At 62.7% G+C, this 15,966-nt stretch carries 16 protein-coding genes and 1 pseudogene; 9 read left to right on the plus strand and 8 right to left on the minus strand.

Going from position 1 to position 15,966, the window contains the following annotated elements; genetic code table 11:
• Positions 1–78 precede the first annotated feature (78 nt).
• Positions 79–1,032, minus strand: a complete 954-nt coding sequence (locus tag QF039_RS09170; RefSeq protein ID WP_307517593.1) for an aliphatic sulfonate ABC transporter substrate-binding protein — start codon at positions 1,030–1,032, stop codon at positions 79–81.
• A gap of 138 nt (positions 1,033–1,170) precedes the next feature.
• On the opposite strand from QF039_RS09170, the gene QF039_RS09175 reads away from it, so the two are divergent.
• Entirely contained in the window at positions 1,171–1,776 is a 606-nt protein-coding gene (locus QF039_RS09175; protein ID WP_003215723.1) for a histidine phosphatase family protein, read from the plus strand.
• A gap of 101 nt (positions 1,777–1,877) precedes the next feature.
• Here QF039_RS09175 and QF039_RS09180 read toward each other — a convergent pair whose 3' ends face one another.
• Complete coding sequence (locus tag QF039_RS09180; protein WP_177019908.1) at positions 1,878–2,318, minus strand: GFA family protein; 441 nt, start codon at positions 2,316–2,318, stop codon at positions 1,878–1,880.
• Positions 2,319–2,435: 117 nt separating this feature from the next.
• Here QF039_RS09180 and QF039_RS09185 point away from each other — a divergent pair, with 117 nt between their 5' ends.
• Both QF039_RS09185 and QF039_RS09190 read left to right on the plus strand, forming a co-directional pair.
• Positions 2,436–3,329: a LysR family transcriptional regulator gene (locus tag QF039_RS09185; protein ID WP_003215726.1), complete on the plus strand. Its 894-nt coding sequence runs from the start codon at positions 2,436–2,438 to the stop codon at positions 3,327–3,329.
• Between the two features lie 50 nt (positions 3,330–3,379).
• Positions 3,380–3,472, plus strand: a pseudogene (locus QF039_RS09190) (cupin domain-containing protein); the annotation flags it as partial.
• Here the strand turns inward: QF039_RS09190 and QF039_RS09195 are convergent.
• Positions 3,441–4,019: an acyl-CoA thioesterase gene (locus tag QF039_RS09195; RefSeq protein ID WP_102368798.1), complete on the minus strand. Its 579-nt coding sequence runs from the start codon at positions 4,017–4,019 to the stop codon at positions 3,441–3,443. The pseudogene QF039_RS09190 and the gene QF039_RS09195 sit on opposite strands and share 32 nt — an antisense overlap.
• A 106-nt stretch (positions 4,020–4,125) precedes the next feature.
• Here QF039_RS09195 and QF039_RS09200 point away from each other — a divergent pair, with 106 nt between their 5' ends.
• Complete coding sequence (locus QF039_RS09200; protein WP_307517597.1) at positions 4,126–5,088, plus strand: GlxA family transcriptional regulator; 963 nt, start codon at positions 4,126–4,128, stop codon at positions 5,086–5,088.
• On the opposite strand, the gene QF039_RS09205 is transcribed toward QF039_RS09200, so the two are convergent.
• Complete coding sequence (locus QF039_RS09205) at positions 5,081–5,953, minus strand: LysR family transcriptional regulator (protein WP_307517599.1); 873 nt, start codon at positions 5,951–5,953, stop codon at positions 5,081–5,083. The genes QF039_RS09200 and QF039_RS09205 overlap by 8 nt on opposite strands.
• Positions 5,954–6,055: 102 nt before the next feature.
• Here QF039_RS09205 and QF039_RS09210 point away from each other — a divergent pair, with 102 nt between their 5' ends.
• A complete protein-coding gene (locus tag QF039_RS09210) occupies positions 6,056–7,054 on the plus strand; it encodes a quinone oxidoreductase (RefSeq protein WP_307517601.1) in 999 nt (332 codons plus the stop codon).
• A 238-nt stretch (positions 7,055–7,292) separates the two neighbouring features.
• Here QF039_RS09210 and QF039_RS09215 read toward each other — a convergent pair whose 3' ends face one another.
• The 3 genes from QF039_RS09215 to QF039_RS09225 form a co-directional block, all read right to left on the minus strand.
• Positions 7,293–7,601 carry a hypothetical protein gene (locus QF039_RS09215; protein WP_307517603.1) on the minus strand — a complete coding sequence of 103 codons (309 nt, stop codon included), beginning with the start codon at positions 7,599–7,601 and terminating at the stop codon, positions 7,293–7,295.
• A 137-nt stretch (positions 7,602–7,738) separates the two neighbouring features.
• A complete protein-coding gene (locus QF039_RS09220; RefSeq protein ID WP_008434624.1) occupies positions 7,739–8,461 on the minus strand; it encodes a pirin family protein in 723 nt (240 codons plus the stop codon).
• Positions 8,462–8,544: 83 nt separating this feature from the next.
• Positions 8,545–8,976 (minus strand): AraC family transcriptional regulator, encoded by a 432-nt coding sequence (locus tag QF039_RS09225; RefSeq protein WP_023658747.1) that lies wholly within the window; start codon positions 8,974–8,976, stop codon positions 8,545–8,547.
• Between the two features lie 170 nt (positions 8,977–9,146).
• Here QF039_RS09225 and QF039_RS09230 point away from each other — a divergent pair, with 170 nt between their 5' ends.
• The 4 genes from QF039_RS09230 to QF039_RS09245 all read left to right on the plus strand — a co-directional run bounded on the left by QF039_RS09230 (position 9,147) and on the right by QF039_RS09245 (position 13,284).
• Entirely contained in the window at positions 9,147–9,737 is a 591-nt protein-coding gene (locus QF039_RS09230; protein WP_307517608.1) for an antibiotic biosynthesis monooxygenase, read from the plus strand.
• On the plus strand, positions 9,734–11,572 hold the full coding sequence (locus QF039_RS09235; protein ID WP_307517610.1) for an amidohydrolase: 1,839 nt from the start codon (positions 9,734–9,736) through the stop codon (positions 11,570–11,572). Before QF039_RS09230 ends, QF039_RS09235 begins: the two co-directional genes overlap by 4 nt.
• An 18-nt stretch (positions 11,573–11,590) precedes the next feature.
• Entirely contained in the window at positions 11,591–12,214 is a 624-nt protein-coding gene (gene ycaC, locus QF039_RS09240) for an isochorismate family cysteine hydrolase YcaC (protein WP_161635723.1), read from the plus strand.
• A gap of 182 nt (positions 12,215–12,396) precedes the next feature.
• On the plus strand, positions 12,397–13,284 hold the full coding sequence (locus tag QF039_RS09245) for a LysR family transcriptional regulator (protein ID WP_102368803.1): 888 nt from the start codon (positions 12,397–12,399) through the stop codon (positions 13,282–13,284).
• A gap of 1 nt (position 13,285) precedes the next feature.
• Here the strand turns inward: QF039_RS09245 and QF039_RS09250 are convergent, their stop codons facing one another.
• Positions 13,286–15,964, minus strand: a complete 2,679-nt coding sequence (locus QF039_RS09250) for a TonB-dependent siderophore receptor (protein WP_307517612.1) — start codon at positions 15,962–15,964, stop codon at positions 13,286–13,288.
• Positions 15,965–15,966: the final 2 nt, after the last annotated feature.

Genomic DNA, 15,966 nt, shown 5'->3' on the forward strand with positions numbered 1-15,966 from the left:
CGATGGCATCACCGCGGTATGACTGGAGTACCGGGTTGTCTGCATCGCGGACAAGCCCGGCTCCCACAGTTGACTGCCTCAGGGTTTCCACACCTGCACATCCTGCGCATCCACCGCCTTGGGCAACAACCCCGCCTTGAAGAACGCATCCGCAATCTTCTGCTGTTCCCCCAACTGATCCAGCGTCACCGGCTGCACCTCATAACTGCGATGAGCATTGGCGGCCTCGACAGTCTCCACATCCAGGTTGCCCCACAACGGCCCCAGCACTTTCGCGGCATCACGCGGGTGGCTCTTCACCCACTCGCCAGCCTGGTGCAACTGCTCGTACACCAGCTTCAGCACTTCGGGATGCGCCTTGGCGTAGGGCGTACCCGTCAGGTAATAGCGCTTGTAACTGGCCAGCCCGGTACCGTCCGCAAGGGTGCGGGTGGGCAGTTGGCGCTGCACGCTGGTGAGGAACGGTTCCCAGGTGACCCAGGCATCAACCTTGTTGTTTTCAAATGCAGCGCGGCCATCGGCGGGCGTCAGGTACGCCGGCTCGATATCGGAGAAGGCCGGCCCCGCCTTGTTCAAGGCAGCGATCAATAAATAGTGAGTGCCGGCGGCCTTGGTCACGGCGATTTTCTTGCCTTTCAAATCCGCCAGTTGCTGGATCGGCGAGTCCTTGCGCACCACGATCGCCTGGGCTTGGGGCGAGGGCGCTTCCTGGGCGAAGTAGGTGAGCTTGGCCTGGGCGGCCTGGGCGAAGATCGGCACGGTGTCGGCCACGTCGGCGCTGATATCCACGTTACCGACGTTGAGTGCTTCCAGCAGCGGCAGGCCACTGGGGAACTCGTGCCAGGTGACGTCTATGCCGTCGGCCTTGAGGGCTTTTTCCAGGGTGCCCTGGGTTTTCAGCAAGGTGATCAGGGTCGAGGATTTCTGGTAGCCGATGCGTACGGTTTCCTGGGCTTGTGTGCTCAGGGTGGTGCAGAGGCCCAGTGTGGCAAGGCCTGCGATGAAAAGGCGATGGAGCGAAAACTGGGGCATGGCGTGCTCGACTCTTAATGGATTAAGGTGAGCTTATTGTTCTAAAAAACATTCGATAAATAATTTTTCGATCTTAGCTTAAGCCTTTATCGGGTGCGCCGTTCGCGGCCTTTCAGCGTCAGGATGAAGGAGGGCGGTATGCAGTTGTATGTTGTTCGTCACGGCGAAACTCAAGCCAATGCCGAGGGGCGTTACCAGGGCTCGCTGGACATTGATCTCAACGAACGGGGCGTGCTGCAGGCGCGGGAGTTGCGGGAAAAATTGCCGGCGCAGATCGACGCCGTCATCGTCTCGCCGCTGCGCAGGGCTCAGCAAACGGCGGCCATTGTGTTTGCGGATGATGGGCTGCAACTGCCTACGCTGGATGCGTTTCGTGAGCGCGGCGTGGGGGTGTTTGAGGGACTGACCCAGGCGGAGGCGGCGCAGCGTTATCCCGACCTTTGGGCGCAGAATATTACCCGGCAATGGGAGCGGGCACCCACGGACGGTGAGTCAATCTCGCAGTTCGTCGAGCGCATCCGGGGCGGATTGAATCAGTTGCTGGTGAACCATGGGCAACAGGTGGTGGTGCTGGTTGCCCATGGGGTTGTCGCCAAGGCGATTCGCGCATTGGTTCGCGATGATTTCTCAGACTTCTTCGCCTGGCAGTTGCGCAATGGCGAAGTGCTGAGCCTCAACATCGACGCAGAGCCCAATGTGGCGAGGGAGCTTGCTCCCGTTGGGGTGCGAAGCGCCCCCTGGTAGGCCGCTGCGGTCTTTCAGGATGGGCCGGTCAATGCTTTTGGGGTTGCTGCGCAACCCAGCGGGAGCAAGCTCCCTCGCCACAGTGTGGGTGTGAGTCATGTCTACAGGGGAACGCTCAACGCCTGCGCAAACGCCTGGGGCGCAGGGCTTTCCGGCCAGGTCGGAACACCCTCCGCCAGCGTTACCCACGGCTGCTTGTGCCGCAGCCAGATATGCGCCACCGGCTGCACGGACGGGCTCTCATCCAGTGTCCCGACTCGCAGCACAACCAACCCCGGCGCGGCCGTCGTGGTGTTGCAGATCCGCGTATGGCACACCCCGCACAACCGATGTTCCGAGCGCTGCCCATCAACGTCATAGGCATATTCCGTCAGCGAACCTTCAACCCGCAGCGCATCCGCCGGCAACAGCGCATGCAGGGCAAACGCGCTGCCGCTCCAGGTCTGGCAGTGGCGGCAATGGCAGGCATACACCGCCAGCGGCGCGTCGGTATCGAGGGTGTAGGTCACGCGGGTGCAGCGACATTGGCCGGTGAGTGTCATCAAAAACGATCCTGTGCAAAGTGAGGGCGAAAGCCCCATCGGTTATGCTCGCCAGCATGCCGCAGCCTCCGAACAAAGAACATCCGCCAAAACTGCCCAGCGGCTCACAGGAAATGTATGAACGCCCCGCAACTCCAATGGGAAACCCAGCGCGCCTTCCTCGCCGTGTTGCGCACCGGCAGCCTGTCGGGCGCGGCCCGTTTGCTGGGGATTGCCCAGGCCACCGCGCGGCGACGGATCGAGGCCCTGGAGCAGAGCGTCGGGGTCAGCCTGTTTATCCGCTCACCCGCCGGGCTATTGCCCACCGAAACGGCCAAGGACCTGATCAGCCACGTTGAAGCGATGGCCGTTGCCGCCAACGCCTTCAGCCGCGCAGCCTCGGCCGACACGGCGCTCGCCGGCGGCACGGTGCGGCTCACCAGCGGCAAGCTGCTGGGCGTTGAAGTGCTGCCGCCCATGTTGCGCAGCCTGCGCCGTGATCATCCGCAATTGGCCATCGAACTGAGCGTATCCAATCGGCTGCAGGCACTTGCCCGGCAAGAGGCCGACGTCGCCGTACGCATCCGTCGCCCGGTCGAATCCACGGTGGTCGCGCGCAAGGTCGGCGACCTTCACGTAGGGTTGTACGCCGCACCCGAACTGTTGGCAGAGCAGGGCACGCCGGACACCGTTGCGCAATTGCACGGCTACCCGCTGATCGGGCCGGACCGCAACTTGCTGGAGATCGAATTCCTGGGTGAGCGCGGTTTCGACTGTTCGGCTCCCAGTACGGTGATTCGCACCGACGATCACCTCGCGCAGTTGGCCGCTCTGCGTGCGGGGCTTGGGATCGGCGTGTGTTCAGCCCAGGTGGCACAACGTCACGGGCTGGTGCGGGTGTTGCCCGCGCAGGTGGATTTCAAGGTTGACGTGTGGATCGCCATGCATCAGGACATGCGCAAGGTTCCGCGCATCGCCGTGGTGTTCGATGGCTTGGGCGCGGCCCTGACGGACTTCCTTCAGCCGCGATAACGCAACGCTTCCACCAACAGCGCAAATGCGGGTGAAGCCTGGCGGCCACCATGACCCATATCGCGATTAACGAAATGCTCGACGGCAAGGTGGTGGACTGTATGGAGCAGGTCAGCGACGCTCAGTACTCGACCGCGCAATAACACCTGAACGGTGCTCCTCCTCGCGCAACTGGGCGCTCATGGTGTCGCAACTGTGCGTCCACGCCCTCAGCCATTCAGGCATCGCGGGTGATACCTCGGCCAATCCCAGCTCCCGCACAAAATCTGCGGCGGGGAGGGTGCCCTTGGCCGAGCGAAACAGCCCGCGCATCACCACTACTCCGACCACGCGGCCCCGGCTGACGAAGCGGTGCTCCATCACGCTCCATTTTTGATCCCAGCCCAGAATCCGGGTGTGGATTTCAAACGCTTCGAACAGCTTCAATTCCCGTCGGAACTTGCCCCAGGTGTCACCGACAACCGGCAGCGCCTTATTGCGCAAAGCCACGCGAAATGCGCCGCTGCGCAGTACGAAATCCATGCGCCCGACATCGGCCAGGGTGAAATACCGGCCGTTGGTGACGTGCCGGTTGAGGTCAAGGTCCAGCGGCCAGACACGCATCCGTACAACGGTGGTGGCCAGGCCATCGACGGGCTTGCGCCAGGGGCGCCGAAACAGCATGAGCAGTAAGCGAAACCAGAGATTCATGAATTAGCCGAGCAGTGATTGAAGCTCGCACTGTAGTGCGGAGGAATCAGGTAAGGTAGGTGCGCAAATGACTTATTTCATGCGAAAAGCGCAATCTGGAATTTTTATGCACATTACCCTGCTCCTGGCCGATCGGTGTTCGGCTGCCAGCGCCACGCTCGCCCTTGAGATGCTGAGTGCGGCCAATCTGTTTGCCGAGGGTAAGCAGCCCTTTGAAGTGGTCGTCGTCTCGCTCGACGGTCAGGTCGTCAACGCTTGGGGCGGGCAGTGCTTGCAGGTTGATTGTTCGATGGCACAACTAGGGCACACGGATCTGGTGCTGATACCGGGGTTTTTGTTCACCTTGAAAGAGGCCTTGCCGGCGTTTCCCGCCTACGGTGCATGGCTGCGCAAGCAGCACGCGCAAGGCGCGGTGGTTGCATCAATGTGCACCGCCGCGTTCATGCTTGCCGAGAACGGTCTACTGGATGGGTTGCGCGCCACCACTCACTGGGCTTTTGCCGAACTCTTTGCCCGGCGCTACCCCGGGGTGACGTTGCAGGAGACGCAGATGCTCTGTGAAGAAAACCGGGTGATCACCAGCGGCGGGGCGAGTGCCGCGATGGACCTGCTGTTGCATCTGATACGCCGCTTCGGCACACCGGAGTTGGCGCATACCTGCAGCAAGTACCTGCTGATCGACAACGTGCGCAGTGAGCAATCCATCTATGTGATGTGGTCATCGCCTAAAAACCACTGCGACGGAGATATTTTGCGGGTGCAACACTGGCTGGAGCAGCACTTTGCACAAGCCGTTGTAATCGATGACCTGGCTCGGCGCTTTGGTTTTGGCGTTCGCAATTTCAAGCGGCGCTTCAAGGAGTCCACCGGCTATACACCCATTGCCTACCTGCAAACCCTGCGTTTGGAGCGGGCCAAGCTACTGCTGGAAACCACCCGTATGACGCTGGACAGCATCACCTACGCCGTAGGCTATGAGGACAGCAATTCCTTCCGCCGCTTATTTGAGCAACGGGTGGGTGTGTTGCCGGTGGCTTATCGCAAGAAATTCCAGCCCGCCCTCAACTGAGGCAGCGCCGCAACTGCGGCTCGCCTTCAATGCAGCTCACCAGAAACTCCATCACCACCTTCACCGAAGGCGAGCGGCGCATATCCGGATACACCGTCAGCCAGATATCGCGAACCGGGCCTTCGGTGTTCGTTGCCAACCGCACCAATGCCGCGTCGTGATCTCCCACCAGCGTGGGCAATACCACCGCACCTACTTGGGACCGGGCGGCCATTTGCTGGGTGATCAGGTCGCTGGCGGCGAAGGCAATCGTGCGGTTGCCGCGTACCTGATGCATCCACGCCTGTTGGGGCAGGTGGTCGCGGGTGGCGTCATAGGCAATGAATGTCCACTGTTCAGCGGGCAGTTGTTTGAGCTCGGGCGTGGCATAGAGGCCGAAGCGCACGGCGCCGACCTTTCTGCGTACCAGCGCTTCCTCATCGGGACGCACCGTGCGCAGGGCAATGTCGGCTTCGCCTTTGTCGAGGGCGGCCAGCGTCGTCGAGGACATCAACACGATATTCAGTTTGGGATACTGCGTCCTGAAGCGTGCGACATGGGGCGCGATGCAGTGGATGGCAATCGAAGGCGGGCAACTGACCCGCACGGTGCCGGCCACTTCGATCGAGGCCACGCGGGACAGGCGCATCACTTCGGTGGCCATGTCGCCCATGCCTGCCGCCAATTTCGCCAGTGCCCGGCCTTCCTCGGTGAGCGGCCGGCTGCGGGGCAGGCGATCCACCAGTTTGACGCCGAGGGCTTTTTCCAGGGCATCGACGCGCCGGCCGACGGTGGCGTGTTCCACCTGCAGCTCGCGGGCGGCAGCCGACAGCGACTGGGTGCGTGCCAGTACGGTGAAGAAAAACAGATCCTGCCAGTCGAACATCGGGTTATTTCCGCACGGAGGGTGGGAGGTATTGGGGAATTCTCGTACAGAGTGGCGCCTTTTACCATGGCGCATTCCCACTGCAAACGGAGTTGTCCCGCGATGAAAGCCCTCACCCTTGAAACCTACGGCGGCCCTGAGGTCGTTCAACTGCGCCTTGATGTGCCCAAACCCCAAGTGACCGCCGGCCATGTACTGGTCAAGGTGGCCTGTGCCGGGATCAATTTCATGGATGTTCACACCCGCCAGGGCAAGTACGCCAAGTCGGTGACCTACCCGGTACGGCTGCCGTGCACTCTGGGTATGGAAGGGGCGGGTGTGGTGGTGGCGGTGGGCGAGGGCGTGAGCCATTTGGCTCCGGGTGATCGGGTGGCCTGGTGCATTGCCTGGGGCGCGTTCGCTGAATACGCCAGCGTGCCCGCCGCGCGAGTGGCGCAAATTCCCAATGCGATCGGCTTCGATCAGGCGGCTGCGGCGATGTTCCAGGGCTGCACGGCTCACTACCTGATTGAAGACGTCGCGCGGTTGCAGGCGGGCAACCGTTGCTTAATCCACGCGGCGTCCGGCAGCATCGGCCAGTTGCTGGTGCAAATGGCCCATCGGCTCGGTGCCACGGTGTTCACCACCGGCAGCAGCGTCGAAAAGTGCGCGATTGCCCTTGAGCGTGGCGCGGATCAGGCCTGGCAATACGACGGGTTTGCCAAGCGGGTGTTGGAGGCCACGCAAGGGCAGGGCGTGGATGTGGTGTTCGATTCGGTGGGCAAGGCCACCTTGCGCGAGAGCTTCAGGGCGTGCCGCACGCGGGGGTTGATCGTCAATTACGGCAACGTCTCCGGCTCGATCACTGATCTGGACCCGATGGAGTTGGGGGAAGCCGGTTCACTGTTCCTGACTCGCCCACGGCTCAACGACCACATGGCCGACGGCCCGACCGTGCAACGGCGTGCCAATGCGGTGTTTGCAGCGATGCTCGAAGGTTCGCTGACGGTGGATATCGAAGGGCATTACGCCCTGGAAGAGGTGCAGCAGGTGCACGCGAGGATTGAGGCACGGCAGCAGATTGGCAAGGCGGTGGTGTGGCTGGACCGTGAACTTCACTAATGGAGAGGGAGCTTGCGTGGCGAGGGAGCTTGCTCCCGCTGGGCTGCGAAGCGGCCCCAACACCTGCCAATGGGGTCTTCCTGGAGAAACGCGGTGAGTTCATTGGGGCTGCTGCGCAGCCCAGCGGGAGCAAGCTCCCTCGCCACAGGGGTCGTGGCGCTTGTGAGGATCAGTTAACAGCAGGCGAAAAAAAGCCGGCTGATCAGGCCGGCTGGGGGTGAACCGCGAACGACAGGGGTTACGCGCGGTTTTCCATCAGGCGGTCAGCGCCACCTTCAGCGACACGGTTTTCTTGGAGACGCTCAGCGCCACCTTCAGCTACACGGTTTTCTTGAAGGCGATCAGCACCACCTTCAGCAACACGACGTTCCAGCAGGCGATCAGACCCGCCTTCAGCAACGCGGCGTTCCAGCAAACGGTCAGACCCACCCTCAGCCACGCGGCTGTCCATCAGGCGATCCGCGCCGCCTTCAGCGAGGGCAGGTTGGGTAAAGGCGCTTACAGCAAGTACCGAGAAAGCGAGGCTAAGCAAGAGTTGGCGTTTCATGAGGGTGTGCTCCGGGAAAGTCGTTGGTTGGTATGGATGCGATGTTACGCGGCAGATTTTTTAAGAGAACTTCATTGGGCTGATGGTGACTATCGACGCCAGCGATGGCCCGTTTTCCCGGGCCATCGCGTCGCTCATCACGGCATTTCTGGCAGTTCGCGAGGGCGCAGGTCGAACACCAGCACCTCGGCGTCCTCCCCATGGCTCAGGTGAATCTCCCGCTCATCGCGCACTCGGGCACCGTCGCCTTCGTGCAAGCGCTGGCCATTGACTTCAACGCTGCCCCGCGCCACATGGATGTAGGCGTAGCGTTCCGGGGCCAGCGGCAGGCTGGCGGTTTCAAAGCCGTTGAACAGCCCGGCATACACCCGCGCGTCCTGGCGCACGCCGAGGGAGCCGTCGGTGCCTTCCGGCGAGATGATCAACTGCAACCGGCCGCGTTTCTGCGCCTCGGTGAAGTGCTCCTGCTGATAGCGCGGTTCGGCGCCCGCCACGTCCGGCACGATCCAGATTTGCAGGAAGTGCACGCCCTGGGTGTGGCTGTGGTTGAACTCGCTGTGGGCCACGCCGCTGCCGGCGCTCATCAGTTGCACGTCGCCGGGGCGAATCACCGAACCGGTGCCCAGGGTGTCCTTGTGTTCCAGGGCGCCTTCGAGCACATAGGAGAAAATCTCCATGTCGCGGTGCGGGTGTTGGCCGAAGCCCTTGCCTGCGGCAACCCGGTCATCGTTGATCACCAACAGGTCGGAAAAACCCTGTTCCTTGGGATTCCAGTAGTTGGCGAACGAGAAGGTGTGGAACGACTTCAACCAACCGTGATTGGCGGCGCCGCGTTCCGAGGCTTTGCGAAGGGTCAGCATGGGGTGTTCTCCTCAAGGGAAGCCTGGCTGCGAGATGCAGGGCTTCGGTGTGAGGAGAAGATTACTGGTTAACGATAGGTTGATTAAGAAGCTGAAATCGGAATGACTGTCTCTTTTAGGTTGACGATCGCCAGCTGTGCCGTCCGCAGATGATGGCGGTAGCGCAGCTGAAGTTTGCGCCAGGCCATTGGGTTCACGCCTTCGCTGCGGCTGAACAGGTGACAGAAGTGCGCCTGGTCGCAGAACCCGCATTCCTGGCTGATCTGCGTCAGGCTCAGGGCGGAGCCGGTGATCAGCACCTTGGCCTGCTTGATGCGTTGCTGGCGAATCCATTCCTGGGGCGATACACCGGTGGTGCGCTTGAAGGCCCTGGAGAAATGGCTGCGGGACAGCTCACAGGCGCGAGCCAGTTCCGTCACCTCCAGGGGGCCAGCAAGATTGGCGAGGATCAATTGCTTGACCCTCTGTTCCCGCTCTGAACACAGGGTTCCGGTTGCAGCTGCTGGTTGAGCCATGATCGCTATCCGTGGTCGATGGGCGCTTGTTTTCACACACCTTACCGGTGAATGAATCCCCAGTGTAGACCGCTGCAAGCATCTGTTGAACTGAGCACATGCATGCAATTTTTCTGGATCGGGCCGTCGCACACTAGCGCGAACGTTCAAGCATCCAGGGGAAGGGCACGATGGACTCAACAGCACAAGGCGGGCCGGACGAGGTCGTGACCCTGGTGGTCAAGCACCGCATAAAACCCGGGCTTGAAGCCGACTACGAAGCCTGGCTGCGACGCATCGTGCGTATTGCCGGTGAGCGTCCCGGCCACCTCGGCGTTGACGTTGTGCGCAGCAAGCAGGGCGGCCTTGCGTTGTTCACCTGCGTGCTGCGTTACCGCTCCACCGAAGACCTGGAGCGCTGGCTCGATTCGCCGCAGCGCCTGGAGCTGATCAACCAAGCCGCACCGATGCTCGCCGACGGCGACCAGACCGAAATCGGCGCGGTCAACGAGTTCTGGTTCTCGCCCCTGGCCGATGCTGCCGCCAAGCCGCCGCGCTGGAAACAGGCAGTGGTCACGCTGCTGGTGATCCTACCGCTGACCTTGCTGGTGCCGATCATCTGGGGCCCGGTACTGCGGCTGCACCCGTTCCTGTCCAACTACATCGTCGCCACCTTCCTGGTCACCCTGACCATCGTTGTACTGGTGGTTTACCTGCTGATGCCGGCGGCCACCCGCCTGTTCGCGCCCTGGCTTGAAGCCTCTGTAAAGGAAACCCTATGAACGCCGACCTGATTCTGTTCAATGGCCAGTTCCACACCGTGGACCGTGAAAATCCCCGCGCCACGGCAGTTGCGATCCACCAGGGACGCTTCGTCGCGGTGGGCACCGACGGCGAAGCCATGGCCCTGCGCGGCAGTGGTACCCAGGTCATCGACCTCAAGGGTCGCACCGTCATCCCTGGCCTCAACGACTCGCACCTGCACCTGATCCGTGGCGGCCTGAACTACAACCTCGAACTGCGCTGGGAAGGCGTGCCGTCCCTGGTCGATGCCCTGCGCATGCTCAAGGATCAGGCTGACCGCACGCCCACGCCGCAGTGGGTGAGGGTGGTGGGCGGCTGGAACGAATTCCAGTTCGCCGAAAAACGCATGCCCACCCTCGACGAGCTCAACCAGGCCGCCCCCGACACGCCGGTGTTCGTGCTGCACCTGTATGACCGTGCCTTGCTCAACCGCGCGGCCCTGCGCGTGGCTGGCTACACCAAGGACACACCGAACCCGCCCGGCGGCGAGATCGTGCGCGACCACAACGGCAACCCCACCGGCATGCTGGTGGCGCGGCCCAACGCGATGATTCTCTACGCGACCCTGGCCAAGGGCCCGAAACTGCCCCTGGAATACCAGGTGAATTCCACCCGCCAGTTCATGCGCGAACTCAACCGCCTGGGCCTGACCAGTGCCATCGACGCCGGCGGTGGTTTCCAGAACTACCCCGACGATTACGCGGTGATCGAACAGTTGGCCAAGGACCAGCAACTGACCGTGCGCATCGCGTACAACCTGTTCACCCAGAAGCCCAAGGAAGAACTCAGCGACTTCAAGAACTGGACCGGCAGCGTGACCTTGCATCAGGGCGACGACTACCTGCGCCACAACGGCGCGGGCGAAATGCTGGTGTTCTCGGCGGCCGACTTCGAAGACTTCCTCGAACCACGCCCAGACCTGCCGCTGACCATGGAGCAGGAACTGGAGCCGGTGGTGCGCCACCTGGTGGAACAGCGCTGGCCGTTCCGCCTGCACGCCACTTACAACGAATCGATCTCGCGGATGCTCGACGTGTTCGAGAAGGTCAACCGCGACATCCCGTTCAACGGCTTGCCATGGTTCTTCGACCACGCCGAAACCATCACCCCGCAGAACATCGAGCGCGTGCGGGCGCTGGGCGGCGGCATCGCGATCCAGGACCGCATGGCGTTCCAGGGTGAGTACTTTGTGGAGCGCTACGGCGCCAAGGCCGCCGAGGCCACGCCGCCGATCAAACGCATGCTCGCCGAAGGCGTGCCGGTGGGCGCTGGCACCGACGCCACCCGGGTGTCGAGCTACAACCCCTGGACCTCGCTGTACTGGATGGTCAGCGGCCGCACCGTCGGCGGGCTGGAACTGCACGCCGAGGGGCTGCCCCGGCTGACGGCCCTGGAACTGTTCACCCACGGCAGCGCCTGGTTCTCCTCCGAGCAGGGCAAGAAGGGCCAGATCAAGGTCGGCCAACTGGCGGACGTGGCGGCACTGTCGGCGGACTTCTTCAGTGTCGATGAGGAGGCCATCAAGTGGATCGAATCGGTACTCACCGTGGTCGGCGGCAAGGTGGTGTACGGCGCCGGCGACTTTGAAGATTTCGCACCACCCAGCGTGCCGGTGCTGCCGGACTGGTCGCCGGTGGTCAAGGTCCCGGGCCACTGGCGCCCGGCCTCAGCGCTGCAAGCCCAGGTGCACCAATGCAGCGGCCCCTGTGGCGTGCATGCCCATAGCCATGAACGGGCGCGTCTCTCGAACGTGCCGGTCAGCGACTTCCAGGGTTTCTGGGGCGCGTTTGGCTGCTCGTGTTTTGCCTTCTGAATCTAACCTCAAAGGAGTATTCCCATGACTTACAAACGCCTGAACAAAGATGACGCCGTGGTCCTGCTGGTGGATCACCAGACCGGCCTGATTTCCCTGGTGCAGGACTTCTCGCCCAACGAGTTCAAGAACAACGTCCTGGCCCTGGCGGACCTGGCCAAGTTCTTCAAGCTGCCGACTATCCTCACCACCAGTTTCGAAAGCGGCCCCAACGGCCCGATGGTGCCGGAGCTGAAAGAACTGTTCCCGGACGCGCCGTACATCCCGCGCCCTGGCCAGATCAACGCATGGGACAACGAAGATTTCGTCAAGGCAGTGAAAGCCACCGGCCGCAAGCAACTGATCATTGCCGGTGTGGTGACCGACGTGTGCGTAACCTTCCCGACGCTGTCGGCCCTGGCTGAAGGGTTTGAAGTGTTTGTGGTCACCGATGCTTCGGGCACCTTCAATGAGACCGTGCAACAGGCGGCGTGGGCACGCATGACGGCGGCCGGTGCACAACTGGTGAACTGGTTCTCGGTGGCCTGCGAGCTGCAGGTGGACTGGCGCAACGACATGGAAGGCCTGGCGAATCTGCTGTCGCCGCGTATTCCCAACTATCGCAATTTGATGAACAGCTACTCGGCGCTGACGGCCAAATAAACCGCTCTCTGATATGCAGGTAATCCAATGTGGGAGCGGGCTTGCTCGCGAAGGCGGTGTGCCAGTCAATACATGTACCGACTGACCCACCGCCTTCGCGAGCAAGCCCGCTCCCACATTTTGATTTGTGGTGTGGCGACTGACCGGCTATAAAACAGCCCAGCGTCCACCGAGAAGCGACAATGAACCCCTTCGAAGACATGCGCCTGTTTTGCCAGGTCATGGAATCCGGCAGTTTCACCGCTGCCGCCGAGCATCTTGGCCTGTCCAAGCAGTTTGTCAGCCGCCGCCTGATCCAGCTGGAAGAGCGCCTCGGCGTACGCCTGCTCAACCGCTCCACCCGCCGCCTGGACGTCACGCCGCTGGGCCAGAGTTACTACGAATCCGCCCTGCGCCTGCTCAGTGAAGTCGAGCAAGTGGAGCAGGGCATCGCCGGGCAAAACACCGAGCCCCGAGGCACCATTCGCCTGAGCGCGCCTTTGTCGTTTGCCATGGCGCACCTGGGTTGCCTGTTGCCGCTGTTCCTGCAACGCCACCCTCACGTCACCGTGGAAGTGGACCTCAGCGACCGCCCGGTAGACCTCATCAGCGAGGGCTACGACCTGGTGCTGCGCATCGGCACCCTCGAGGATTCGACCCTGATCGCCCGACGCATCGCCAGTGTGCAGCGCGTCTACTGCGCCAGTCCCGACTACCTGGCCCGCCACGGCACGCCGCAGAGTCCCGATGACCTGGCCGATCACGCATGCCTGCCTTACGGCCATGGTCGCCAGGTGCAATGGCACTTCAAGGTCGATGGCAAACCCCACACCCGCAACGTCAGCGGGCGCATGCGGGTCAACAACGGTGAGCTACTGCGGGATGCCGCCGTGGCCGGGTTGGGCATCACCTACCTACCCCATTTTATCGTTGCCCAAGCCTTGCAGGACGGCCGCCTGGTGACGCTGCTGGATGACTGCGCGCCCGAACCCCTGACCCTTTCCGCCGTTTACCCCCAGCACCGCCAGAGCTCGCGCCCGGTGCAGGCGTTGATCGAGTTCCTGCGTGAACGCCTGGCCGGCGGTTGTTGAATCAGAACGCGTACTGCACCCGGCTGTAGTAATACCCGCCGGTAAACCCGAACGGCGAATAGCTGCCCCAGTTATCGCCGAACGACGAGTTCTTCACGCCGATGTGATCCGGGTATTTGTCGAACAGGTTCTGCGCACCTACGGCCACCGTCAGCTGTTTGCTGATCGCGTAGGCCACGTCGAGGTCAGTGATCCATTTGGCCGAATACGTGCGGTCCAGGCTCGCGTCGCTGGAGCTGTTGACCTCGGTGTAGGTGCCGTAGCGAGTCAGGCGCAGGTTGACGTCGAAGTCGTGGATCGCCCAGTCGGCGGAGAAGATCATCTTGCTGCTGGGTGAGGTCTTGGTGATCAGTGCCCGTGACTGGCGACCCATCAACTGGAAGTTGCCCAGGGCGGCGAGCTGCGCCGGGGTGTCGTTGACGCTGAGGATCTGCGTGTGGTTGTAGTTCAGCGCCGCCGTCCATTTCACCGAGCCGTAGCGGTCGAGGTTCTGCCGGTAGTTGCCCACCACGTCCACCCCGGAGGTGCGGGTGTTGGCGCCGTTGGTGAAGTACTGCGCGCCCGCCGTGGCCGGTACGCCGATGCTGTCCAGCAGGGAGGCAATGCCCGGGCCCTGGAAGCGTTCGCTGAGCACCAGGCGGTCCCGCAGGTTGATCACGTAGCCGTCCACCGTGAGGCTCAAGTCATCGCTTGGGGTCACGGCGAAACCGAGGCTGAAGTTGGTCGAGCGCTCCGGCTTCAGTGACTTGGCACCCAATGCCTGGGCGCCGTCGGAATCCACCGGCAGGATCACGTAGTTATACGACTGGTACACGCCATTGATGGTGTCGAACCCGGTGGAGCGTGCGGTGAAGATCTCGTTGGCCAGGGACGGTGCGCGAAAGCCGTTGCTCACGGTGCCGCGCAGGGCGAACACCGGGTTGAACGCATACCGCGTGCTGAGCTTGCCGCTGCGGGTACCGCCGACGCCTTCGTTGTAATGTTCGTAGCGTCCGGCCACGCCGACGTACCACTGCTCGGTGGGGTAGAACCCGAGGTCGACATAGCTGGCGACGCTGTTGCGGCTGACCTTCTGCGCGTCTTCCGGACGGATGCCGTTGGTGACCTGGGCCCCCGGATCGGGACGCTGCCCGGCACGCGGATGGCCTGCCGGGAACACGTAGCCGCCATCGATATAGGAAGCCTCGGAGCCGGCGCGGGTCTCGTAGCTTTCGCGCCGGTGCTCCAGGCCGAACGCCACGTCCAGCGGCTTGGCCAGGCCGATCTCGTAGGTGTTTTTCAGGTCGAGGTTGGTGGTGAGCTGGTCGGCGATGTAGATCCCGGAGGTGAACTTGTTCGGTGTGCTTTCGCCCAGGGACGGGTTCTGGTTGTCGTAGGTGCGCTGCTTGGCGTAGTTGCGCCCGTAGGTGCTGCTCAGGTCCCAACCCCAGCCACCGCCAAGATCATTGCCCTTGGCACCGAAGGCCGATTGGAAGTCGGTCTCGTTGACCAGCCAGTACGGGCTGTAGCCGTCGGGGTACCCATTGGGCCCGGTGGTGATGGTGTTGCGGCCGTTGGGCAGGCGGAAGTTCTGGCCGTCGTTGTTCTCCCGGGTGGCCAGGGTGGAAAACGAGTACAGCGTCAGGTTGTCGTTCAGCGGCAGGTCGAGGTTGTACGCCACATCGCCCAGCTGGCTGCGGGGCGAGCCGTAGCCTTTGTAGGTGTGGTGGCTGGAGGTGGCTTCGCGCGGGTCGGGGGAACCGTCCGCCAGCGGGTAGTAATGGCTGCTGTAGCCGTTGCTGCCGGCCTTGTTGTCGCGCTCCTGGTAGCGGGTGTCGAGGGACACGTTGAGCACCCCGGCTTCACCCACCTGGAAGCCATAGTTCAGCGCCTCCTGGCCGGTGCCGCGCTTGCCGTCGTAGTTCTGCCCCAGGGTGGTGTCGGAACTGCCGCCGGTGGTCTGTTTGAGGATGATGTTGATCACCCCGGAAATCGCATCCGAGCCGTACTGCGCCGCCGCACCGTCTCGCAGCACCTCCACATGGTCGATGGCAGCCACCGGGATCAGGTCGAGGTCGCTGGGGGCCGCGCCGCTGTTGATGCCGTTGATGTTCAGGGTGGCGCTGGTATGCCGGCGTTTGCCGTTGACCAGCACCAGTACGTGAGAGGCGGTGAGGCCGCGCAAGGTGGCCGAACGCACCACGCCGCTGGCATCCCAGCCGGCGCGGTCGGGCAGGTTGAAGGAGGGGATGAGCTTGCCCAATGCCTCCAGCAAACTCGGCTTGCCCACGGCCCGCAGCTGTTCGCCGCTGATCACATCAATCGGCGTGGGGCTGGTGGTGACGGTGCGTTGTTCGGCGCCACGGTTGCCGGTGACCACCACGGTGTCGAGGGTGGGGGAGCGGTCTTCGGCAGATTCGACGCCGAAGGACGCCAGGCCGCACGCCAGCGAGAGCGGCAGGAGTTTCAGATGATTGTACCGATGTAGCCTTTTACGATGAGCGAGCTTGCTGTGGCCAGGGAGCTTGCTGTGGTGAGGGAGCTTGCTGTGGCGAGGGAGCTTGCTCCCGCTGGGCTGCGTAGCAGCCCCAATACGGTCTTCCGAGGAAATTGCGGAGTCAGGCTTCAGGGCCGCTACGCGCCCCAGCGGGAGCAAGCTCCCTCGCCACAAAGGTGCCGTCAGCCAGTTGAATTTTCGCATGA

The sequence above is a fragment of the Pseudomonas sp. W2I6 genome (assembly GCF_030815935.1).
GTDB lineage: Bacteria > Pseudomonadota > Gammaproteobacteria > Pseudomonadales > Pseudomonadaceae > Aquipseudomonas.